Source organism: Embleya sp. NPDC127516 (genome assembly GCF_044765325.1).
In the GTDB taxonomy this organism is placed as follows: Bacteria; Actinomycetota; Actinomycetes; order Streptomycetales; family Streptomycetaceae; genus Embleya.
On the sequence record NZ_JBIWJT010000004.1, the window covers coordinates 13426 to 36309 of the forward strand.

The window sequence follows — 22884 nt, forward strand, 5'->3', positions numbered from 1 at the left end:
CCGCACCGGTCCGGCCACACCGCCACGCCGTCCCGACGGCGCGCGCCGGTGTCGTCGACCGCTGCACGCGGTGCGCCCATGGGTCGATGAGGTGTGCCCGGTCGTGTCCCGACCGGCCCCGGCGGCCCCTGCGCCTGCCTGTGTGTCCGCGCTTGCGCCTGCCTCTGCGTCTGCGCTTGCGTCCGCACCGCACCTGCCATGTGACGAAGTCCGTTTCCCCTTCGTACCGTTCGCCCACCGCACGCGGCGCCGCCGGGTGCCGGGTCTCGCCGACGGGGTCACGGGTCGATGGCGGCTGCCCGGATTCGTCTCCACCCATCCATCGAGCAGGAGAGAAGAACCAGTCATGACCGGAACCGCCCGCGACCTCGCCGGCATCCGCAACATCGGGATCATGGCCCACATCGACGCCGGCAAGACCACCACCACCGAGCGGATCCTGTTCTACACGGGCGCCTCGCACCGGATCGGCGAAGTACACGCCGGCACCACCACGACGGACTGGATGCCCCAGGAACGCGATCGCGGCATCACCATCACGTCCGCCGCGATCACGTGCGACTGGACACTGGAGGGTGTGCGGCACCGGATCAACCTCATCGACACGCCCGGCCACGTCGACTTCACCGTCGAGGTCGAGCGCTGCCTGCGCGTCCTCGACGGCGCCGTGACCGTCTTCGACGGGGTCGCCGGCGTCGAGCCGCAGTCGGAAACGGTGTGGCGTCAGGCGGACCGCTATCGGGTGCCCCGGATCTGCTTCGTCAACAAACTCGACCGCACCGGCGCCGACTTCCGTCGCTGCGTCGAGATGATCGGCGAACGACTGGGCGCGGTGGCCCTGGTGCTGCAACTGCCGATCGGCGCCGAGGCCGACTTCCGCGGCGTCGTCGACCTGGTGCGCATGCGTGCCCTGCTCTGGTCGGCCGAGACCGGACTGGGCGAGGCGTACGAGGACGTCGAGATCCCGGCCGCGCATCGCGCGACCGCGCTCGAATGGCGTGCCCGACTGCTGGAGACCGCGGCCGAACACGACGAGGCGATGTTGGAGCCGTACCTGGCGGGCGAGGAGCCCACCGAGGCGCAGTTGCACGCCGCGATCCGCCGGATCACCATCGCCTCCGGTCTCCACGAGGGTCGCACCGTGACCCCCGTGCTCTGTGGAACAGCGTTCAAGAACAAGGGAGTTCAACCTCTGCTCGACGCCGTCGCACGCTACCTGCCGTCCCCGCTGGACGTGCGGGCGATCGAGGGCCACGCGGTCGACCCGACGCGGCCCGAGGTCGTCCGCCTGCCCTCGGACGAACAGCCGCTCGCGGCCCTCGCGTTCAAGATCGCGAGTGATCCGCACCTGGGCAAGCTGACCTTCATCAGGCTGTACTCGGGCCGGCTCCGCACCGGCGACCAGGTGCAGAACTCGGTCAAGGGCCGCAAGGAGCGGGTCGGCAAGATCTACCGAATGCACGCCGCCAAACGAGAGGAGATCGCGTCCGTGGGCGCGGGCGACATCGTCGCGGTGATGGGGCTGCGCCAGACCACCACCGGCGAGACGCTGTGCGACCCGGCGCACCCGGTGGTGCTGGAATCGATGGACTTCCCGATCCCGGTGATCGAGGTGGCCATCGAGCCCAAGTCCCGGGCCGACCAGGAGAAGCTGGGCGCCGCCATCCAGCGCCTGGCCGAGGAGGACCCGTCGTTCCGGGTCAAGACCGACCGGGACACCGGCCAGACCGTCGTATCGGGCATGGGCGAACTGCACCTGGAGGTGCTGGTCGACCGGATGCGGCTGGAGTTCGACGTGGCCGCCGACGTCGGCCGGCCACGGGTCGCCTACCGCGAGACGGTGCGCGCGGCGGTACCCGGGCACGACTACACCTATCGGAAGCAGACCGGCGGCAAGGGCCAGTACGCCAAGGTCCGGATCGCGATCGAACCACTGGAGGGAGACGGCTACGAGTTCGTCGACAAGATCACCGGCGGGCGGATTCCGAAGGAGTACATCCCGTCGGTGGACGCGGGCTGCCGGGCCGCGATGGAGTTCGGGGTGCTGGCCGGCTACCCGCTCACCGGACTTCGGGTCACCCTGCTCGACGGCGACTTCCACGACGTCGACTCGTCCGAGATGGCCTTCCGGATCGCCGGATCGCTGGCCTTCAAGGAGGCCGCGCGGCTGGCGTCGCCGACCCTGCTCGAACCGATGATGGCGGTGGAGGTGACCACGCCCGAGGACTACCTCGGTGAGGTGATCGGCAACCTCAACGCCCGTCGCGGACAGGTCAGGACGATGTCGGAGCGCTCCGGCGCCAAGGTGGTCGCCGCGCTGGTGCCGCTCGCCGAGATGTTCGGCTACGTGGGCGACCTGCGGGGCCGGACCTCGGGTCGGGCGAGCTACACGATGGAGTTCGACTCGTACGCACCGGTGCCCGGACACGTCGCGGACACGATCCTGGCCAAGGCCGGCACGGCGTAGCGGTCGAGAAGGGTGCGGGGCTCCGCCTGCGGGCGCAGCCCCGCACCCGGGTCCCGTCCCGGGGGACGGGATCCCGGTTCACTCCACGACGGTGGACGTGCCGCGATAGGCGAAGCCCGTCCGGTAGGCCCACACCACGGCCTGGGTGCGATCGCGCACGTCGAGCTTGGCCAGCACGTGTTTGACGTGCGTCTTGACCGTCTCCACGGACAGGTGCAGCGAACGGGCGATCTCGGTGTTCGACAGGCCCAGCGCCATCGCCCGCAGCACGTCCGCCTCACGCTCGGTGAGCCGGGCCGCGCGCTCGTGGTCGGGACCCACCCGCGCGGCGTGCGAGGCGAACAACCTGCGGGCCACCGCCGGCGACACCACCGCGTCGCCGGCGGCGACCGCGCGGATCGCCGTGACCAGTTCCTCGGGGGTGGCCCGCTTGAGCAGGAATCCGTCCGCGCCGGCGGTGATCGCGTCGTCCACCACCTCGTCCAGGTCGAACGTGGTGAGCACCAGGACCCTCGGGCGATCCGGCGCGGCCATCAGGTCGCGGGTGGCGGAGACCCCGTCGCGGACCGGCATCCGGATGTCCATCACCACCACGTCGGGTTTCAGCGCGAGCGCGGCGCGCACCGCCTCGACGCCGTTCGCGGCCTCGCCCACCACCTCGATGCCGGGCTCGGCCCGAAGCAGCGCCTTCAGGCCGCCGCGGACCAGCGCGTCGTCGTCGGCCAGCAGGACCCGGATCACGAGGGCGCCTGTGCGGGCAGGGTCGCGCGTACCCGGAATCCGGTGCGGATCGGGCCCGCCTCCACCTCGCCGCCGACCAGGCGGGCGCGTTCGCGCATGTTGGCCAGACCGCGACCTGGCCGGCCGATCCGAAGGTTTCCGCCGTGGTTGACGATCTCCAGCACCACGGTGGCGCCGACCTGGGCCAGGTGCACGTCGATCCGGCCCGCCTCGGTGTGGCGCAGTGCGTTGGTCAGCGCCTCCTGGACGATCCGGTGCAGTGCCCGGGCGACACCGGCGCTCATCGTGACCTCCGCGGCGTCCAGCCGCAGCTCCCGTCCGGCGGCCCGGACCCGATCGACCAGGCCGGTCAGGTCCGTCACCGGCTCGGCCGCGTGCATCACCCGGACCAGACGGTCGAGTTCACCGAGCGCCTCGCGGCCCACGCTCTCGATGTTGCCGAGCGCCTCGCGCGCGAAGGCGGGATCCGCCGCGAACACCCGGCGGCCGACCCCCGCCTGCATGACCATCACGTTCACCGCGTGCCCGATCGAGTCGTGCAGCTCACGGGCCAACTCGGTGCGTTCCTCGGCCCGGACCCGGGCGTGCTCGGCGGTGGTGGCGGCCCGTCGACTGCGCGCCGCGTCGCCGGTGACGGTGGCGATCAGGAAGCACACCAACAGGCTGAACACCTCCACCGCGCCGACCGGTTCGCGATCGGACAACACGTAGCCGCTCACCGCGGCCAGCCCCGCCACCGCGCCGACCCATCGATCGAGCGCGCCGCGCAGCGAGAAGAGGGTGAACAGCGAGATCCACGCGGGCCACTGGGTCACCGTGGTGGCATAACCCACCACCGAGTTGACCACCACCAGCACCGACGCGACGACGACCACCACGACCGGCGCGGTCCGGCGCCACCACAGGCAGACCGCCGCCGCGACCGCCAGTGCCAGGCCGGCCGCGTCCGGGCCGCGATAGGGCGAACCGGCCGGCATGAACACGGTCACCGAGGCCGCGCAGACCACGAATGCCACGGTCAGCCAGGCGTCGGAAATGCGCATGGCCCATCCTGCACCGATCGGAGCCGGATCGGTCCACCTCCCCTCGGCGGAGACCACCCTCCCTCGCAGGAGGGAGACGGTTCCCCCGCCCCGAGGGGCGAGCGCGGCACCCCGTGCTTCCTAGCGTTGCCGGCATGCAGCGAAAGGACGCACGGACATGACGGCGGTGACGCACGACTCGACCCGAGGGCGCACGGCGGGGGTCTGGTGGCTGGCCCTGACGGCCCTGGCCATCGCGGTCTTCGCGCCGCTGCCCTACCTGACCACCTCACTGGCCGAGCTGGCCGCGGACGACGGCGACATCGCCGCGAACTACGCGGACCGACCCGCGTGGGTCCGCGCCGCCTTCTACGCCCACATCGTGCCCGCCGCCGTGGCCCTGCTGTTGTCCCCGGCACAGCTCTCGGCCCGTGCCCGGGCCCGCGCGCCGAGGCTGCACCGGGTCTGCGGTCGGGTGGTGGTGGCGTGCATCGTGGTCGGCGGCGTCGCCGGCCTGACCCTCGCGCCGATGAGCTACGCCGGCGCGGTGGGCACGGCCGGGTTCGGCATGCTCGCGGTGTTGTGGACGACCTGCGCGCTGGCGGCCGTACGGGCCATTCGGCGCGGCGCGGTCGAGGAGCACCGCCGGTGGATGCACCGGACCTTCGCGTTCACCTACGCGGCGGTGACGTTGCGGCTGTGGCTGGTGATCCTGGTCCCGTTCACCGACTTCGACAGCGCGTACAAGGTGGTCCCGTTCCTGTGCTGGGTGCCCAACCTGATCGTGGTCGAGCTGCTGCTGCGCCGGAACGGGCGGGGCCGGTCGACGTCGCGGCGGCGTCCCGGCGACACACCCGATTCGCTGGTTCGGACCGGGTGAGACGGGCCCCGGTGCGGGGGAGGGAACACGGCGACGTCGAGCAGGGGCCCTCCGTCTCGTCGCAAGGCCCGGGCTCGCGGGGGGCGCGCACCCGAAGATCATTCCGCCCGTCACGTGCGCGCGGGATGTTCGTCGCCCGTTCGCCACCTGCGGCCCATAGCGTCACGGCGGCATCCCCCGACGCCCCCGACCGCAAGGACCCCACATGGCGACCGCCGATCACTCGAACCAACCCGATCACCCCGCAGTGCGACTGCCCGAGTGGGCCGACCCGGAGGTGGCCGAGGACCGGCTCGACGCGCAGGGCGTGTCCCGACGCGACCTGATCGGTCGGGCGGGGCTGTTCGGGGCCGGTTTCCTGGGCGCGTCGGCGCTCGGTGCGGTCGGCGCCGGCTCGGCCGCCGCGGCCGAGTCCGACGACGGGGTGCAGGCGAGTTCGCGTCCCGGTCACGACGGTCCGCCCGCCAAGTACGCCTACCTGGTGGGCGACCACCACGTGCACACCGTCTACAGCCACGACGCCAAGTACGGCTTCGCCCAGTCGGCGGCGCAGGGTCGCCAGTTCGGCCTGGACTGGATCGTCTACACCGAGCACGCCAACTTCGGCCACGCGAATGCGGGCGGCGCCCAGCGCGAGCACGAGGAGATCGTCAAGGCACGCAAGGAGAACCCCCGGGTCCTGATCTTCCAGGGCCTGGAGTGGTACGTGCCCGCCGCCGAGCACGCCACCCTGATGGTCGCGCCCGGCGCCAACGAGGTGGAGCTGCTGCGGCAGTTCGAGCTGAAGTTCGACGCGAAGCTGAACAAGTTCGACGTCGGCGCGGTGGGCGACCCGGCCACCGCCGCAAACGAGGCCAAGGCCGTGGAGGCGATCCGCTGGCTCGGGCAGCGCCGGCGCGAGGGCTACGTGGACGACGTGCTGGTGTTGGCCAACCACCCGAGCCGGCTGGGCATCGTCTCCCCGCACGAATTGCGCGCGTGGCAGGACGCGGACCCGTCGATCTTCCTCGGCTTCGAGGGCGCGCCCGGTTCGCAGGCCAACGCCGACCCGGAATGGGTGAAGTTTCGCGAGGGGCAGTCGGGGCCGGGCAGCTTCCAGCGCGGCGAGTACCAGAACGCGCCGTCGCCGCAGAGCTGGCCGAGGTACCCGATCGAGAGCTATCGCACGCACGGCGGCTTCGACTGGATGACCGCGACGGTCGGCGGCATGTGGGACGCGTTGCTCGCCGAGGGCCGGCTGTGGTCGGTCACCTCGAACTCGGACAACCACCGCACCATGTTCGACACTTACGCGGACGGCGCCTACCCGCCCGGCAAGGGCTTCGACGATCTCGGCTCCAAGCCGCTGCCCGTGGACACCGGGGTCCCGCAGCCCGGCAGCGACTTCTGGCCGGGGCAGTTCAGCCGCACCCACGTGGGTGTGGAGCGCTTCGGCTACCGCGACGTGATGGCGGGCCTGCGCGCCGGGCGGGTGTGGGTGGACCACGGCCAGTTGCTGGACGGTCTGGACGTGTGGCTGGTCGCGGACAACGGTCGCACCGAGCCGGTCACCCTGGGCGGCCGGCTGCCGCTGGCGGCCAACCGGGGCGCCACGCTCTACATCCGGGTCACCACGGCGAGCCGGCCGAACTACCACGGCGAGATTCCCCGACTCGCGCATGTGGACGTGATCACCGGAACCGTCACCGGCAAGTCCCGCGACGCCGACTCGTGGCAGGCCCCGGACACACGCGTGAGCAAGCGCATCGACGTGGCCGGCCGGACCGGCACCTACACCCTGAAGGTGCAGCTGCCGCGCCGGAACAAGCCGTACTACATCCGGCTCCGGGGCAGCGACGGAAACCGGCACGGCGTCGGCCCGTTCGGTCCGCGGGTCGACCCGGCCGGGCCGATCCAGCACCCGAACAACGACGGCGACCCGTGGCGCGACATCTGGTTCTACAGCAACCCGATCTTCGTCGACGTCAAGGGCTCGCACCGGGACTGACCGACGCGCACGGCACGGCCGAGGCCGGGGATCATCGATCCCCGGCCTCGGCCGCGAGCCGGGTACCGGTGCGCGCCGGGACCCGGCCGAGCATTCGATGATGCGCCGCCGGGGACCGCGGCCGGACCGCGGGACCCGCCGGTGCGGACAGGCCCTGTCCGGCGGATCCTGGTGGATCGGGCCGCGTCGTGAGCGCAGCGAGGAGCCCGAAGGGCGGATGCCGTGCATCGGCGTGCCGGAGAAGCAGCCGCATAGTGGTTCTCTTCGGCTGTTTCTCCGGTGCGGCGAGGCGCGGTGCCGGGCGGCGCGGACCCACCAGGATCCGCCGGACAGGACCTGGCCCAGCCGAAGGGCCAAGCCGTCCGGCACGCGCTGGAGGCCGTCGTCGAAGTTCTCGTCGCGGACCCGTGCCGGATCCTGGTCGCCTCCGGTGACCACGGGTTGGCGGACGCCGCCCGCGAGGCCTTCACCAGCGCGATGTCGGCCGGCTTCCGGGCCGGCGCCGCCGACTTCCGGGCCGCCGCCGCACTCGCCCTGATCCTGATGCGCGAGCCCAGGTCCGACGCGTCCGGGTCCGACGCGCCGGCGCGGACACGGACACGGACACGGACCAGGCGGACACGAACAAGCTCGCCGTCGCCGCGGGTACGGCCAACTGATCCGAATCGCAACGCTGTTCGCCCGCCCCGACGGCCACCCGGTCGGCGGGGCGGCGGCATGTCATCCGTCCGGTGCGTCGGCCGGGCGGCGGCCGGTCAGGTGGGCGAACGCGACCACGTTGCCCCGGTAGCGCTGTTCGACCTCGTCGAAGCCCGCCCCGCACGTGATCAGCCGCAACTCCGCCCCTTTCGCGGCACCGTAGACCCGTCGATCGGGGAATCGTTCGGCGCGATAGACCTCGATGGCGTCGATGGTGAAGATCGCGGTGTCGCCGTCGGCCCGATCGACCTCGACGGTGTTCCCCCGGCGCAGCTCGCCGAGGTGGTAGAAGACCGCCGGACCCTGCCGGGTGTCCACGTGTCCGGCCATGATCGCGGTGCCGCCGGCCCCCGGCGCGGTGCCCTCGCGGTACCAGCCGGCGAGATTGCCCTCGTCGTCCGGCGGGGCCGCGAGTCGGCCGCCGTCCTCGAGCGCCAGCCCGGTCAGCGGGGCGTCCACCGAGATCGCCGGGATCCGCACCCGGATCGGCGCCGCGGTCGGCAGGGGGGCCAGCGGAGGCGGATCGTGCGGCGCCGGGCGCGGCTGGTCCGGATAGACCCGGGCCTGGCCGGGCTGCGGCGGCGGGTCGACGGCCCCGGTGCCGTTGACGATCAGTACGAGACCCAGGCACATCGCGGCTGCGGCGGCGCCCACCGGTCCCCTGCCGCGCTTGCGCTCGGGTGCGGCGTCGGCCGGCGCCGAAGGTTCCACGAATGCTCCCGAACAACTGTGCCCGGCGACCGGCCTCGGCCTGAAGTCGCCCGCGTGGTGGGTGTGTTCCGCCCGGTTCCCGCACCGCGCGACCGTGGTCGGGCGGTGCGGGAACGCGGTACTGCGGCGTTGCGGCGTTGCGGTGCTGCGGCGTTGCGGCCGGGAAGGATCCGCTCAGATCCGGCCGCCCGCGCGTCGACGACGATGCAGCACGAGGACGCCGGCGCCGGCCGCGAACAGGCCGGCGCCGAGTGCGATCTCGCTGCCGCCGGCGCCGGTGGAGGTCCCGCCGGCACCGGTGTGCATGCTGCCCGAGGGAGCCGCGGCGTGGCTGCCCTGGTACCCGCCGGTGCCGCCTTGCGCATCCTCGGCGGAGTCCGCGCGGTCCTTGTCGTGGCCGCTCTCGCCGGTGCCGGCCTTCTCGCCGGAACCGTTCTTCTCGCCGGCGGACTCGACCTTCGGGCACGCCTTGGCGGCGGCCGATGCCGCGGCGTCGAACTCGTGCTTGGCGCGCTCGAGTTGCTCCTGCCGGGACCTGTCGGGCTTCCCGCCGGCGGCGGCCGCGTCCTTGCCGTATTCCGCGAGCGCGGCGTCGTACTGCAGTTGGGCCTTCGCCGCGGCGGCGACCGCCTTCGCGCAGTCGGCCGGGTTGACCTGGGACCGGGCGGGGGCGGCGTGGCCGACCGCCGGGGCGGCCAGCGCGAGGCTCGTGCCGAGCAGCGCGGCGCCCGCAAGCCTGTTCATCGAACGCATGATGCAACCTCCGGCGAGCCCGGACGCGGTAGCGACCTACCGCTGGGACAGCCGTGCTCGCGACCTCCAGCCAAGCCGGGCGTCCGACCCCACGCATGCCGAGAATGCCGTGGCGAGGCCGGCCGGCTACACTGTGTCACGCGCACGGCCCCGGAGTTTCCGCGCGAGACCGGGTCCGCGAGCGCGGTTCGCACAACTCGGCGCCGGCCTACCCGAACGGGTGACCACCGACGCCGCGAGGCGTTCCGGCGTCGGGATTCGAGGCCGTTCCCCCGGCTTGGGTCCTTCGTCGATGACCCGGGTTTCGCCGAACCGCGACGCGCGGTGGCGGGTCCTGTCGCGATGCCGCCCCGGTGCCCGACGGCCGCATCCGGCGTGCGATGCCGGTCGGGGACGCGTCGGCGGTCGGCCCGGACCATCGAGCCATCGGCTTCGGGAGCGAGCGCGATGACCGATCACCAGTATCGACCGGGGCGCGCCGCCGGTGGGAACAGGTCCCGGGTCGTGATCGTTTCGCGGTCATGAGCACCGGCACGACACGGGAGGCCGTGGCCTGGGAGGCCGCGTCGGGCGAGTTGCGGGACCACCTCAAGGTGGTTCGCGTCGCGGCCCGGGGAGCGCGTCGGAGTCCGTGGCGCTCGTCCGCGCTGGAGCTCGCGGACACGTATCCGTTCCCTGTCGCGGACCTGCCCGACAACCGGGGTTGGGCGCGGGTGGCCGCGGAGGTGATGCGGCGACACAACCCGGAGTTGCCCGAGCCGGATCGGCGGGCACGCGGCCCCCGCTCGTGGTTCGCGACCGTGACGTACGACGGTGACCCGCGCGGATGGGCGAATCTGGTCACCGACTGGGTCGAGTTCACCGTCACCGACGGGCACACGCTGATGGCGCAATTGAACGAGGTGGGTTGGCGCGCGGCTTCGGAGTGCCTCAGGACACTCGCGTGGGAGGCGGTCGCCCGTGCCGACGAGCGGGCGATCGAGGCCGCGGAGACGCTGCTCGGCCGCTTCGGTCGCCGCGCCCGCTACTACGCCAACGACAGCCCCACCCCGTTGGCGGCCCGCGACCACGACCCCGTGCGCTGCTCGAACGGCCTGGTGACGGTGGCCGGCGATGTCGGACCGGTCGTGGTCGCCGAGGACGAGGTCGGGGTGTTCTGGTCGGCCGCGGACGCCTGACCGGACGGCCTGGATTCAGTGGGTGGCGCCGCCGGCGGCGGTGATGTCTTGGGTGCGGGTCGCGGCCGTGGTCATCACGGCGCGCAGGCCGGCGGCGATCGTGGGCAGCGGGAGGGAGGGGGCCGCACGCTCGGTGACCTGGTCGGAGGAGTACGGGACGTGCACGAAGCCGCCCCGGGTGGTCGGGCGTTCGGTGGCGAGCAGGTGCATCAGCCCGTAGAAGACGTGGTTGCAGACGAAGGTGCCCGCGGTCTGCGACACCGACGCGGGCACCCCTACCGCGCGGGCCGCGGCCACGCACGCCTTGACCGGCAGCGTGGCGAAGTACGCGGCGGGACCGGCCTCGACGATGGGGACGTCGATCGGCTGCCGGCCGGCGTTGTCCGGGATCCGCGCGTCGTCGACGTTGATCGCGACGCGTTCCACGGTGACGTCCGGCCGGCCGCCGGCCTGGCCCACACACAGCACCAGGTCGGGATCTACCCGCTCCACGGCTGCCCGCAGTTCCTCCAACGCGACCCCGTACACGCAGGACAGCCGTACCGCCGTGACCTCCAGGCCCGGTTCGGGCAGGTCCGCGAGCAGGCGGACCGCCTCCCACGAGGGGTTGGTGGCCTCACCGGCGAAGGTGTCGAATCCGGTGACGAGTACGCGGGTCATGGCTGCTGTCTCCTGGGACGGCTGGGCGGGTGGAGGGGCGGAGTGCGGTCGGCTCAGAAGGCGAATGCCGACATGATGCCGATGTTGACGACCAGCAGCGCGCCCGCCGTGGGCAGTTGCGCCTTGATCGGTCCGTACTGGTCCTTGAGTCCCAGCAGTGCCGCGGGAACGATGTTGAAGTTGGCCGCCATCGGGGTGCACAGCGTGCCGCAGAAGCCGGCGAGCATGCCCAGCGCGAGGACCACCGCCGGGTCGCCGCCGCCCTCGACCACCAGCACCGGCCAGCCGACCGCCGCGGTCATCACCGGGAACGCGGCGAACGCGTTGCCCATGATCGTGGTGAACAGGAACATGCCCAGGCAGTACACGATCACCGCGATGTAGATCTTGCCGTCCGGCAACACCTTCGAGGTGATCACGCCGACCTGCTTGCCGACCCCCGAGACCTGGAATATCGAGCCGAGGGTGGCCAGGAGTTGCGGCAGCAGCAGGGCCCAACCCATCGCCTCCAGCATCGAACGGCCCTCGTGGATCGGCACGCTGACCCGCTTCTCGCGGACCACGAGCATGCCCACCACGAGCGCGACGATCGCGCCGACTCCCAGGCCCAGGATGGTCTCGCTGCCCTTTTGCAGGATCGGTTCGGAACCGATGTGCCACTTCTTCACGAGCACCGCGCACACCATCGCCACCACGGGGATGGTCAGTGCCGGGATGAAGATCCGGCTGCCGAGTCGGGCGGCGATGGCCACCCGTTGCTCGCGGTCGGTGGTGTGCACGGTGCCCTTGCCGGTGAAGCCGAAGCCGGCCAGACACACCATCACCAGTACGGCCACGCCCAGCGGTTCGGCCGGGGAGGTCTTCTCCACGACCCGCGTGCTGTAGATGAAACCCGCGCCGAGCAGGCCCCAGAACGCGGCGCTGCCGAATCGCTTGGGATTGCTGCGGTCCACGAGCATCTGCGCGGCCATCACCAGGAAGACGGCGCCGACGAGCCAGAAGAACCACTCGACCTTGATCACTTGAGCTTCCCCTCGGCGACGGTGCCGGCGGCGGAACCTGCGGCGGCGGATACGGCGGCGGTCTCGGCGGGCGGCCCGGCGGCGGACACCGCCGCGAACTCGCGGGCCAGCGTGCGGTCCAGCCGCAGCAGTCGTCCGCCGTGGATGAGGAACGCGAAGACGGCGGTGGGAATCGCCCACAGCGCCACGTGCAGCGGCTCGATGTGCTGGTGGTAGGTGGTGTTCACGAAGCCGGTGATCAGCAGGATCGAGCCGACCGCGAGGAAGCAGTCCTCGCCGAAGAACAGGCCGACGTTGTCGGCGCCGGCGGCGTGCGAACGGATCTTCTCGCGCGTCTTGTCCGGGAGCGCGCCGTGGCTGCGCTCGGCGGCGCCCTCGGCCATCGGAACCACCAGCGGCCGGACCGTCTGGGCCGGGCCGCCCAGGCTGACCAGGCCGACGGCGGCGGTGACTTGGCGCAGGCCCAGGTACAACACCAGGAAGCGCCCGGTGGTGAGCTTGCCGAACCGTGCGATCAGGGTCCGGGCCTGCTCCTGGAGGCCGTTGCGCTCCAGCAGGCCGATCACCGGCAGGGTGATCGCGAAGATCGTCACGCCCCGGCTGGACGCGAAGCCGTTGCCGAAGGCGGCGAGCACTTCGCGCGGTGACAGGTCACCGAGCAGGCCGGTGGCCACGCCGGAGACACCGACCACCAGCAGGGGGTTGCGTCGTGTGGCGAACCCTACGATCACCAGTAGGACGCCGAGGAGCACAATCATTGCGCAGCCTTCCACGCTCGGGTCCTCGAACAGGGGGACGAGGAGGTGCCGAGGAGGCTAAGCTATTGTTGAACAATCCCACAAGACCTTGTGAACGGTACGGGAACTTGATCTACTCCTCCCGCACCGCTCGTCGCATTCTGGGGGACCCCACATGGGCCAAGACGTCGACCTCGCCCGGCCGTCGGCCGACGACACGCTCGGACGCCTTGCCGCCGATCGCGACCTGCTCGGACGCGCCGGCACCGCACAACGCGTCGCCGAGGTGTTGCGGGATCGCATCGCCGAGGGCGCGCTGCCACCCGGCACCCGACTGTCCGAACAGGCCCTGGGCGCGGCCCTCGGCGTCTCCCGCAACACGTTGCGCGAGGCGTTCCGCACGCTGGTGGACGGCCGCCTGGTCGTCCACGAGATGAATCGCGGCGTCTTCGTCCGGATGCTCGACCCCGACGATGTGACCGACATCTACGCGGTCCGTCGGGCCCTGGAGGGTACCGGCCTGCGAGCAGCCGCGTCGGCCGGCCCGGAACGGCTCGCCACGCTGCACGCGGCGGTCGCCGGCGGCGAGGCCGCGGCCGAGATCGGCGACTGGCCCGAGGTCGGCACCGCCGACCTGCGCTTCCACCGGGCGCTGGTCGCGCTCGCGGGCAGCCCGCGCCTGGACGAGTACATGACCCGGCTGATCGCCGAACTGCGCCTGGCCTTCCTGGCCATGCCCTCGGCCCGCGCGCTGCACGAGCCGTTCCTGCGGCGCAACCGGGAGATCGTCGACCTGCTCACGGCCGGCGACACGCCCGGCGCGGCGGTGGTCCTGGAGCGGTATCTGGACGACGCGTGCGAGATGATCTGCGCGGCGATGCGAATGGACGGCGCGTGAGTGACACCGTGATCGACCTCAACGCCGACCTGGGCGAGGGCTTCGGTCGCTGGACGCTGACCGACGACGAGGCGCTGCTGTCCGCGGTGACCAGCGCCAACGTCGCATGCGGTTTCCACGCCGGGGATCCGGTCACCATGCGCCGGGTGTGCGAACTGGCCGCCGAACGCGGCGTGCGGATCGGCGCGCAGGTCTCCTACCGCGACCTGGCCGGTTTCGGCCGCCGCGCGATGGACGTGCCGGCCGCCGAGCTGGCCGCCGAAGTGGCTTATCAGATCGGCGCGTTGGAGGTGTTCGCGCGCGCCGCCGGAGCCCGTGTGGCCTATGTCAAGCCGCATGGCGCGTTGTACAACCGCACGGTGTGGGACGGGGATCAGGCCGGCGCGGTGGTCGCCGGCGTGTTGCTGGCCGGTGGTGCGCTGCCGGTTCTGGGGCTGCCCGGCTCACGTCTGCTCGAAGCCGCCGAGTCCGCCGGACTGCCTTGCGTACCCGAGGCGTTCGCGGACCGCGCATACACCGCGCAGGGCACCCTGGTGCCGCGCGGGGAGCCCGGTGCCGTCGTCCAGGACGGCGACCGGGTCGTGTCCCGCTCGTTGACGATGGCGCGTGAGGGCGCCGTCGTCGCCATCACGGGAGAGCGGGTCGCCGTCTCGGCCCGGTCGTTGTGCCTGCACGGCGACACCCCGGGCGCGGCCGAGCTGGCGCTGCGGGTCCGCCGCGCGCTGTCGGCCGCCGGAGTGTCCCTGGAGCCGTTCGCGTGAGGGCCTTGCCGGTGGGCCGACACGCGCTGCTCCTGGAGGTGGACACGGCCGACCGGGCCGAGGCGCTGCACGCCGAGCTGCTTCGCCGACGCGCCGCGGGCACGCTGCCGGCGGTACGCGAGATCGTCCCGGCCGCGCGCACCGTGCTGCTCGACGGGCTCGCGGACCCCGCCGCGCTGGCCGCCGACGTGCCCGGCTGGCGGATCCCGCCGCTGTCCGCCGAGGCGGGCGACCGGATCGAGATCGCGGTCCGCTACGACGGGCCCGACCTGGCCGAGGTGGCCGACCTGTGGCGGGTGCCGGTCGAACGCGTCCCCGAGATCGTCGGCGGGATCACCTTCCGCGTCGCGTTCTGCGGCTTCGCGCCCGGTTTCGGCTACCTGACCGGCCTGCCCGAGCGCTACCACCTGGCCCGCCGGGCCACCCCGCGCACGTCCGTGCCGGTCGGCTCGCTGGCGCTGGCCGGCGAGTACGCGGGCGTGTACCCGCGCTCGTCGCCCGGCGGCTGGCAGTTGATCGGCAGCACCGACGCGGTGTTGTGGGACGCCGCCCGGGAGCCCGCCGCGTTGTTCGCGCCCGGCGTCCGGGTGCGTTTCGTGGCGGTGGAGCGATGAACGCGCGCGCCGTCGAGGTGGTCCGGGCCGGGGCCCTGACCACCGTTCAGGACCTGGGCCGGGACGGGTTCGCGCACCTGGGTGTGCCACGCTCGGGGGCCCTGGACCAGCCCGCGCACCGCCATGCCAACCATCTGGTCGGCAATCCGTCCGGCGCGGCGACCCTGGAGACCACGCTGACCGGCACCGCCGTGCGGGTGCGCACGACCACCGTGGCCGCGGTGGTCGGCGCACCCTGCACGGTCCGGGTACAGGGCCGCCCGGTCGCGTGGGGCGCGGCGATCCGGGTGCCGGCCGGTGCCGTGCTGGACGTCGGCCCCGCGACCGCCGGGCTGCGCGGGTATCTGGCCTTCGCCGGCGGGGTGGCGGTCGAGCCGATCCTGGGCAGCCGCTCCACCGACCTGCTGTCCGACCTGGGACCGGCGCCGCTCGCCGACGGCGACGTGCTCGCGCTGGGCGAGCCGTCCGGACCCACTCCGGCGGGCGCGGACGTCTCGCGGCGGCCGGGGCCGCCCACCGAACTGGTGCTGCCGCTGATCCCGGGCCCCCGGCAGGACTGGTTCACTCCCGGCGCCCTCGCCTCGCTCGGAGCCGCGCGCTACACGGTGGCGTCGGCGAGCAACCGGATCGGGCTGCGCACCGAGGGACCTGCGCTGAGCTGGGCACGCACCGACGAACTGCCCAGCGAGGGAATGGTGTTGGGTGCGGTTCAGGTGCCTCCGGACGGGCGTCCGGTGCTCTTCCTGGCCGATCACCCCGTCACCGGCGGCTATCCGGTGATCGGCGTGGTCCCCGAGGAGTACCTCGCCCACGCCGCCCAGGCGGTTCCGGGCACTCCGGTGCGCTTCACCGTCACCGCGCGCTGACGGCGCGGGCGCCCGTCCGCGGCGCCGTCACCACGTGCCGAGGGCACGGGCGCCCACGCTCGCCGTCATCATCGTCGTCGTCACCGCGCACCGACCGCACAGGCGCTTCCGTGCGATTCACCGGCATCGTGCATCGACGGCGCGGCGCTTTCGTGTGTGCCTCACCGGCACCGCGCACCGGCGACGCCGGTGCGTCGGTCCGGTACTCCGCCGCAGGTGACCGGCAACTCGACCGCCGCGAACGTGAGTTCCTCACGACCGGAGGCATTCGTTCCTCACCGATGATTCGTGACGTTTGCGACTGTCCGCCGCTCCCACCCGCCGGCAGTGTTCCCCACGGCACCCCGGCCACCGGGAAGGGAGCACGATGAACAAGGGCTACGCGGCCTACTGCGACGCCGATCGGCAGTTCTACGACGCGCCGCATCGCCTTCGCACGGACGAGGGTGGCCCGGCGGCGCACTACGAGACCGCCCGTCGTGAACTCCCCGACGGCTGGCTGCGCCACCGCTCCGGCGACTGGCTCGCGTTCCGCCCGGTGGACTGCCGGTTGCCCGACCAGGGTTGGAAGATCCACGTGTCGGCGTGCCTGGACAACGCCGACAGGGTGCTCGCCGCGATCTGGGACCACTGCGTCCCGCGCGGCATCGCCTTCAAGTGCATGCCGAGTCCGTACCTGCTGCACACCCGCAACGCCAAGTACGCCGATCGGGCCGCGAGCGGCAAGTTCGTCACCGTCTACCCGGCCGACGACGAGCAGTGTCGGGTCGTCGCGACGGACCTGGCCGCGCTGCTGGCCGGCGAACCGGGGCCGTACATCCTCAGCGATCTGCGCTGGGGCGAGGGCCCGGTGTTCGTGCGCTACGGCAGCTTCGCCGACCGCACGTGTCACGACGCGAACGGCGTGTTGTGCCCCGCGATCGAGGACGACACCGGCACCCTGGTCCCGGACCGCAGGGAACCCACCTTCCACGTACCCTCGTGGCTCACCCTGCCCGCCTTCCTGGCCCCACACCTGGCCGCCCGTACCGCCACCACCGTCGGTGAACTCCCGTACCGGATCGAGCGCGCGCTGCACTTCTCCAATGGCGGCGGCGTCTACATCGGCCGGGACCTGCGCACCGACGAGCAGGTCGTGCTCAAGGAGGCCCGCCCCTACGCCGGACTCGGCGCGGACGGCGCGGACGCGGTCACCCGCCTGGAGCGCGAACGCGACGCCCTGCGCCGACTGAGCGGGCTCGTGTGCACGCCCGAGGTGCACGACTGGTTCACCCTCGGCGATCATCGCTTCCTGGTCCTGGAGTTCGTCCAGGGCAGCCCGCTGAACACCTTCTTCGCGCACCGCCACCCGCTGATCGAGACGGATCCCTCGCCCGAGCGCCTCGCCGAGTACACACAGTGGGCGATGCGGGTGTACGGGCTGGTCGAGAACGCCGTGGCGGAGATCCACGCACGCGGTGTGGTGTTCAACGACCTGCACCTGTTCAACATCATGATGTCCGAGGACGAGAGCTCGGTGACGCTGCTCGACTTCGAGGCCGCCACGGTCGACGACGAGACCCGCCGGCAAGTGGTCGCCAACCCGGGTTTTTTGGCTCCCGCCGACCGGCGCGGCGCGGATGTGGACCGGTACGCGCTCGCGTGCCTGCGCATCGCCCTGTTCCTACCGCTGACCAGCCTGTTCACCGTGGATCGGGGCAAGGCCCGGCACCTGGTCCGGATCGCCATGGCGGAATTCCCGATCCCCGAGGGCTGGTTGGACTCCGCGGTCGAGGAGATCCTGCGCGACCCGCACCCGGACGGGCCCGCCGGCGAGGCCGGGCTCGCGGTGCCGGCGGTGTCGCGCGGGACGGGGTCGACGCACGACTACCTTCCGGTGACTCCCGCGAACTGGCCGCAGAGCCGCGATTCGATGGCGCGGGCGATCCGGGCGTCGGCCACCCCGGATCGCGAGGACCGCTGTTTCCCGGGCGACATCGCGCAGTTCGCCATTCCGGGCGGAGGCGCGTGCTTCGCACACGGCGCGGCCGGGGTGCTGTACGCGCTGGCCGAGACCGGCGCCGCGGCCTGTCCGGAGGGCGAGGAATGGCTGCTGCGCGCCGCCAAGAACCCGCGGTCCGGCACCCCGATCGGGTTCTACGACGGCCTGGCCGGAGTGGCCTGGACGCTGGACCGACTCGGTCATCGCGAACAGGCCCTGGAACTGGTCGACCTGATCCTCGCCCAGGACCGACGCACGCTGGCCCGCGATCTGCACAGCGGCCTGGCCGGCCTGGGCCTGGCGCTCGACGCGCTCGCTGCCTCCACCGGCGAACACGCTCTGCAAGCGCACGCGTTCGCGTGCGCCGAGGAGCTGGCCGAGCGGACCCGCAGCGAACCCGCACCGACCCGGGCCGGGCTGCTGTACGGCGCCGCCGGAAGTGCGCTGTTGTACCTGCGGCTGTACGAACGCGTGGGCGAGCCGGATCTGTTGGAAGCCGCTGCGGAGGCGCTGCGCCGTGATCTGGCCCGCTGTGTGGTCGCCGTCGGCGGTACCCTCCAGGTCGACGAGGGTCGACGGACGATGCCCTACCTCGGGGCCGGCAGCGTCGGCATCGGCATGGTGCTCGACGACTACCTCGCGCATCGTGCCGACGCCGAGTTCGAGGCCGCCCGAGGCGAGATCGTCCGGGCCGCGCAGGCCAGGTTCTACGCCCAACCCGGACTGTTCCGCGGCGCGGCGGGCATGGTTCTGCACCTGAGCCGTACCACCACCGACGGACCCGGCGTCGAACCGGGCGACATCCGCCGCCAGATCGACTCGCTGGCCTGGGGGGCGCTCCCCTATCGGGGGGAACTGGCCTTCGCCGGCGAGCAGATGATGCGGCTGTCGATGGACCTGAGCACCGGCACCGCCGGTTGCCTGCTCGCATTGGGCAGCGCGCTGCACGACCGACCCGTGCACCTGCCCTTCCTCCCGCCGCCGACCCGGCGGCCCTGAAGCCGATCCCTTGCGGGATCGAGGCAAGACCGGCCCCGCACGGGGCCGGCGCACCATCTCGAACCATCGAGTACGACAACCGAAGGGAAACAACACCATGGCACTTCTCGACCTGCAGACGATGGAGACCGAAGAGGTTGAGCTGAACGGTGGCGGCGGTGGCGGCGGTGGCGGCAGCTACCTCAGCGTCCTGCTCTGCGGCAACAGCAGCCTGAGCCTGATCACCTGCCACTGACGCACCCGCACCCAGGGGTGAGTACCCCGAGGTGACGAGGGCACCGCGGTCCCGGGCGGCGGCATTCCGCCCGGGACCTGCCCATGCCGTACCCCTCTCCCGAAGGCGAGGAACCGCACCAGCATGGCCGACTCGCGCCGGACCCCCGACCCGCCGCCGCCCGCGTACTCCGGTACCGGGCGGCTCTTGGCCGGCGCGCTGCGGCACAGCGCGGGCCGCATCTCGGCCGGGTTCGTCTGCGGCGCGGGCTCCGCCGGTGTCGCGATCGCACTGCCCGCCGTCCTCGGCCACACCCTCGACCTGCTGCTCGACGACGCCCCCGGGCAGCGCGGCGCGGTCACCCTGTGCGTGCTCCTGATCGTCGCCGGGGTCGTCTTCGACACCCTGGAGACCCTGCTCGGCGGGGTCACGGGGGCGCGTACCGCCGCCTGGTTGCGCCGCCGGGGCGTCGACCATCTGCTGACCCTGGCCCCCCATCGCGCCGCCGCCCGCTGCACACCCGGCGACCTGGTCACCCGGCTGACCGGCAACGTCGCCGAGGCGAGCACCGCGCCCACCACCGCGGCGAACGGACTGGCCGCGCTGTGCGTGCCGCTCGGCGGACTGGTCGCGCTCGCGCTGATCGACCTGCGCCTGCTCGCGGTGTTCCTGGCCGGTGTACCGCTGCTGCTCTGGTTGTTGCGGGTCTTCGTCCGCGGCTCCTCGGACAGCGTGTCGCACTATCAGCGCGTCCAGGCCGAGATCGCCACCCGCCTGGTCGAGGCCCTCGGCGGCGCCCGCTCGGTCGCCGCGGCCGGCGGCTCACGGCGCGAGCTCGATCGAATCCTGGCCCCGTTGCCCGAACTGAGCGCGCAGGGGCGGCGGATGTGGCAGGTCTACGGGCGCGCCATGGCCGGCACCGGCGTGCTGGTGCCGCTGCTCACCACGGCGGTCCTCGCCATGGGCGGAACGCGATTGGCCCAGGGCGAGTTGAGCGTCGGCGAGTTGCTCGCCGCGTCACGCTACGCGGTGCTCGCCGCCGGTCTGGGCGCCGCCGTCGGCGCCCTCGACTCGCTCGTGCGCAGCCGCGCCGCCGCCGGCCGGATCGCCGAGTTGCTCGCCGTACCCGCGCTGTGCTCCGGCGACCGCGACCTGCCGCCGGGGGGCCCGGGCCGGTTGGAACTGCGCGGGGTCACCGTCGTACGCGGCGGGACACCGGTGCTGCGCGGCGTCGACCTGGTCGTGCCCGGCGGGAGCACGATGGCCGTGGTCGGCCACTCCGGCGCGGGCAAGTCCGTGCTCGCCGCGGTGGCCGGACGGCTGACCGACGCGGACGCGGGCACGGTGCTGCTGGACGGGGTGCCGCTGACCGAGATCGAACCGGAGCTGCTGCGCCGGGAGGTCGGCTACGCGTTCGAGCGACCGGCGCTGTTCGGCGACACGATCGGCGAAGGCATCGGCTTCGGGCCGTACGCGCCATCCGCCGTCGAGATCGAGGCCGCCGCCGAGGCGGCCGGGGCCGATACCTTCATCCGGTTGTTGCCGGCCGGATACGCGGAGCCCCTGGGCACCGCGCCACTGTCCGGCGGCGAACTGCAACGCCTCGGTCTGGCCCGGGCCTTCGCGCACGCCGGTCGACTTCTCGTGCTGGACGACGCCACATCCAGTCTGGACAGCGTCACCGAACTGCGGGTCGGCCGGGCGCTGGTCCGAGACGTGCGCGCGGGCACCCGGCTGCTGGTCGCCCACCGGGCCTCCTCGGCCGCCCGGGCGGACCGGGTCGTGTGGTTGGCCGGCGGCCGGGTGCGGGCGATCGGAACGCACGAACTGTTGTGGGAGGACCCGGACTACCGGGCGGTGTTCGCGAATCCGGCTGCGGCGAATCCGGACGCGGTGGGGCGGACTTCCGGCGAACGGGTCGACGCGACCGGGCCCGACGGGGACCGCGCATGAGGGGCGAACGGTCTCGCGTGTGGGCCCTGGCTCGGCGGTTCGTGAGCCGACGGCGGCTGGTGGTGGCCCGGCTCGCGGCCTGGTCGCTGCTGGAGGCGGCGCAGACGTTCCTGGTCGGTTACGGCGTGGCGATGGCCGTCGATCAGGGGTTCCTGGCCGGGAATACCGCGCTCGGCCTGGTCTGGCTGGCGGTCGCGGCGGCGGCGATCGTGCTCGGCGGCCTGGCCACGGGTGGGATCTTTCGCGGTCTGGCGGATCTGGTCGAGCCGTTGCGCGACGGTCTGGTGCGGCGCGTGGCGGCACGGGCGCTGGGCGATGCGATCGCGGCGCCCTCCCGCGGGTCGGACAGTGCGGTGGTGTCCCGGTTGACCAATCAGACCGAGATCGCCCGGGACAGCTTCGCCGGACTGGTCCTGGTGGCCCGTTCGTTCGTCTTCACCGCGCTCGGCGCGCTGATCGGACTGGGCGCGCTGGCGCCGGAGTTGCTGCTCGTGGTGGGCCCGCCGCTGGTGCTCGGTCTGCTGCTCTTCGTGGCCACGCTGGTGCCGATGGCGGCCCGGCAGCGCACCTTCCTGGACGCCGACGAGGCACTGTCGACGCGCCTCGGCGAGGTCGCGGAGGGCCTGCGCGACGTGCTCGCGGCGGGCGCTCGCGAGCCGGTCGCGGCCCGGACCCACACGCTGATCGAGGCCGAGGCCCGGGCGGCGCGCTCGCTCGCCCGCTGGGCCGCCGCCCGGGCCCTGGCCCTGGCGGTGGCCGGGCAACTTCCGGTGTTGTTGTTGCTGATCAGCACCCCGTGGTTGCTGGGCCGAGGACTGACCGCCGGGGCCCTGCTCGGCGCGTTGACCTACCTGACCCAGTCGTTGTTGCCCGCCCTGCACACCTTGATGAACGCGCTCGGCGCGGCCGGCACCCGGCTCCTGGTGGTGCTCGACCGGCTCACCGAGCCCCCCGCGAACCCTCCGGCGCCGGCCGCGCGGGCGGTCCCGGACGCGGATGGGCCACCCCGGGTGGAGCTGCGCGGGGTGACCTTCGCCTACGGGCCGAACGCGCAGCCGGTCCTGCGCGACCTCGATCTGAGCATCGAGTCCGGCGAACACGTCGTGGTGGTCGGCCCGAGCGGGATCGGCAAGTCGACGCTGGTCGCGCTGGTCGCCGCTCTACTGGCCCCGGACCGGGGCGAGGTGCGCGTCGGGGGTCGCTCGGTGCGTCCGGTCGGCGGCGATCCGTCCCGGCTGCGGGTACTCATCCCGCAGCAGGCGTACGTGTTCACCGGCAGCGTGCGGGAGAACCTGCTGTACCTGTGCCCGGACGGCGCCGAGGACGCGGCGCTGACCGCCTCGGCGGAAGCGGTCGGCCTGCTTCCGCTGGTTCGTCGACTGGGCGGCCTGGACGCGCTCGTGGACCCCGCGTCCCTGTCCCAGGGCGAGCGCCAGTTGATCGCGCTGGGCCGGGCACATCTGTCGCCGGCCCCGCTGGTGTTGTTGGACGAGGCGACCTGTCATCTGGACCCGATCGCCGAGGAGCGGGCCGAACGGGCCTTCGCCGCCCGGCCCGGGACGCTGATCGTGGTGGCCCACCGGATCACGTCGGCCCGCCGCGCCGATCGCATCCTGGTCCTGGACGGCGCACACGCGGTGTGTGGCACCCATCGCGAACTCCTGGACCGCTCACCGCTCTACCGCGATCTGGTCGGACACTGGCATGCCGAACGCATCTGAGCGGAACGGATCCCCGGACG

The 22884-nt window shown here is 72.8% G+C and carries 19 protein-coding genes; 12 read left to right on the forward strand and 7 right to left on the reverse strand.

The window, feature by feature from the left end; translation table 11 throughout:
* Positions 1 to 346 precede the first annotated feature (346 nt).
* A complete protein-coding gene (gene fusA / locus ACIRL2_RS07975; protein ID WP_402230894.1) occupies positions 347 to 2467 on the forward strand; it encodes an elongation factor G in 2121 nt (706 codons plus the stop codon).
* A gap of 78 nt (positions 2468 to 2545) precedes the next feature.
* Here the strand turns inward: fusA and ACIRL2_RS07980 are convergent, their stop codons facing one another.
* Positions 2546 to 3208, reverse strand: coding sequence for a response regulator (locus tag ACIRL2_RS07980; RefSeq protein WP_395858588.1), 663 nt, complete (start codon positions 3206 to 3208; stop codon positions 2546 to 2548).
* Positions 3205 to 4251 (reverse strand): sensor histidine kinase, encoded by a 1047-nt coding sequence (locus tag ACIRL2_RS07985; protein ID WP_402230897.1) that lies wholly within the window; start codon positions 4249 to 4251, stop codon positions 3205 to 3207. The genes ACIRL2_RS07980 and ACIRL2_RS07985 overlap by 4 nt, the downstream gene beginning before the upstream one ends.
* Before the next feature lie 157 nt (positions 4252 to 4408).
* On the opposite strand from ACIRL2_RS07985, the gene ACIRL2_RS07990 reads away from it, so the two are divergent.
* Together ACIRL2_RS07990 and ACIRL2_RS07995 are read left to right on the forward strand one after the other, a co-directional pair.
* The gene (locus tag ACIRL2_RS07990; RefSeq protein WP_402230899.1) at positions 4409 to 5110 is read left to right on the forward strand and encodes a DUF2306 domain-containing protein; all 702 of its coding nucleotides are present in this window, start codon (positions 4409 to 4411) and stop codon (positions 5108 to 5110) included.
* Positions 5111 to 5315: 205 nt separating this feature from the next.
* Complete coding sequence (locus ACIRL2_RS07995; protein WP_402230901.1) at positions 5316 to 7097, forward strand: histidinol-phosphatase; 1782 nt, start codon at positions 5316 to 5318, stop codon at positions 7095 to 7097.
* A gap of 720 nt (positions 7098 to 7817) precedes the next feature.
* Here the strand turns inward: ACIRL2_RS07995 and ACIRL2_RS08000 are convergent.
* Together ACIRL2_RS08000 and ACIRL2_RS08005 are read right to left on the reverse strand one after the other, a co-directional pair.
* Positions 7818 to 8507 carry a class F sortase gene (locus tag ACIRL2_RS08000; protein WP_402230902.1) on the reverse strand — a complete coding sequence of 230 codons (690 nt, stop codon included), beginning with the start codon at positions 8505 to 8507 and terminating at the stop codon, positions 7818 to 7820.
* 174 nt (positions 8508 to 8681) lie between these two features.
* Positions 8682 to 9251 carry a hypothetical protein gene (locus ACIRL2_RS08005; RefSeq protein ID WP_402230905.1) on the reverse strand — a complete coding sequence of 190 codons (570 nt, stop codon included), beginning with the start codon at positions 9249 to 9251 and terminating at the stop codon, positions 8682 to 8684.
* 530 nt (positions 9252 to 9781) lie between these two features.
* Between ACIRL2_RS08005 and ACIRL2_RS08010 the strand changes: the two genes are divergently transcribed.
* A complete protein-coding gene (locus tag ACIRL2_RS08010; protein WP_402230907.1) occupies positions 9782 to 10438 on the forward strand; it encodes a hypothetical protein in 657 nt (218 codons plus the stop codon).
* 15 nt (positions 10439 to 10453) lie between these two features.
* Here ACIRL2_RS08010 and pcp read toward each other — a convergent pair whose 3' ends face one another.
* The 3 genes from pcp to ACIRL2_RS08025 are packed head-to-tail and all read right to left on the reverse strand — an operon-like array spanning position 10454 to position 12878.
* Positions 10454 to 11098, reverse strand: a complete 645-nt coding sequence (gene pcp, locus ACIRL2_RS08015; protein WP_402230910.1) for a pyroglutamyl-peptidase I — start codon at positions 11096 to 11098, stop codon at positions 10454 to 10456.
* A 53-nt stretch (positions 11099 to 11151) separates the two neighbouring features.
* Positions 11152 to 12120 carry a DUF979 domain-containing protein gene (locus ACIRL2_RS08020; RefSeq protein WP_395858596.1) on the reverse strand — a complete coding sequence of 323 codons (969 nt, stop codon included), beginning with the start codon at positions 12118 to 12120 and terminating at the stop codon, positions 11152 to 11154.
* Entirely contained in the window at positions 12117 to 12878 is a 762-nt protein-coding gene (locus tag ACIRL2_RS08025; protein WP_395858597.1) for a DUF969 domain-containing protein, read from the reverse strand. The genes ACIRL2_RS08020 and ACIRL2_RS08025 overlap by 4 nt, the downstream gene beginning before the upstream one ends.
* 154 nt (positions 12879 to 13032) lie before the next feature.
* On the opposite strand from ACIRL2_RS08025, the gene ACIRL2_RS08030 reads away from it, so the two are divergent.
* The 8 genes from ACIRL2_RS08030 to ACIRL2_RS08065 all read left to right on the forward strand — a co-directional run bounded on the left by ACIRL2_RS08030 (position 13033) and on the right by ACIRL2_RS08065 (position 22864).
* Positions 13033 to 13755: a GntR family transcriptional regulator gene (locus ACIRL2_RS08030; protein ID WP_395858598.1), complete on the forward strand. Its 723-nt coding sequence runs from the start codon at positions 13033 to 13035 to the stop codon at positions 13753 to 13755.
* The gene (locus tag ACIRL2_RS08035) at positions 13752 to 14516 is read left to right on the forward strand and encodes a LamB/YcsF family protein (protein WP_395858600.1); all 765 of its coding nucleotides are present in this window, start codon (positions 13752 to 13754) and stop codon (positions 14514 to 14516) included. Before ACIRL2_RS08030 ends, ACIRL2_RS08035 begins: the two co-directional genes overlap by 4 nt.
* Entirely contained in the window at positions 14513 to 15130 is a 618-nt protein-coding gene (locus ACIRL2_RS08040) for an allophanate hydrolase subunit 1 (protein WP_402230914.1), read from the forward strand. Before ACIRL2_RS08035 ends, ACIRL2_RS08040 begins: the two co-directional genes overlap by 4 nt.
* Positions 15127 to 15996 (forward strand): biotin-dependent carboxyltransferase family protein, encoded by an 870-nt coding sequence (locus ACIRL2_RS08045; protein ID WP_402230915.1) that lies wholly within the window; start codon positions 15127 to 15129, stop codon positions 15994 to 15996. Before ACIRL2_RS08040 ends, ACIRL2_RS08045 begins: the two co-directional genes overlap by 4 nt.
* A gap of 367 nt (positions 15997 to 16363) precedes the next feature.
* Positions 16364 to 18976, forward strand: a complete 2613-nt coding sequence (lanKC, locus tag ACIRL2_RS08050; protein ID WP_402230918.1) for a class III lanthionine synthetase LanKC — start codon at positions 16364 to 16366, stop codon at positions 18974 to 18976.
* 97 nt (positions 18977 to 19073) lie between these two features.
* Positions 19074 to 19211 (forward strand): SapB/AmfS family lanthipeptide, encoded by a 138-nt coding sequence (locus ACIRL2_RS08055; protein ID WP_395858604.1) that lies wholly within the window; start codon positions 19074 to 19076, stop codon positions 19209 to 19211.
* Between the two features lie 123 nt (positions 19212 to 19334).
* Positions 19335 to 21143, forward strand: coding sequence for an ABC transporter ATP-binding protein (locus ACIRL2_RS08060; RefSeq protein ID WP_402230920.1), 1809 nt, complete (start codon positions 19335 to 19337; stop codon positions 21141 to 21143).
* Positions 21140 to 22864: an ATP-binding cassette domain-containing protein gene (locus ACIRL2_RS08065; protein WP_395858606.1), complete on the forward strand. Its 1725-nt coding sequence runs from the start codon at positions 21140 to 21142 to the stop codon at positions 22862 to 22864. The genes ACIRL2_RS08060 and ACIRL2_RS08065 overlap by 4 nt, the downstream gene beginning before the upstream one ends.
* Positions 22865 to 22884: the final 20 nt, after the last annotated feature.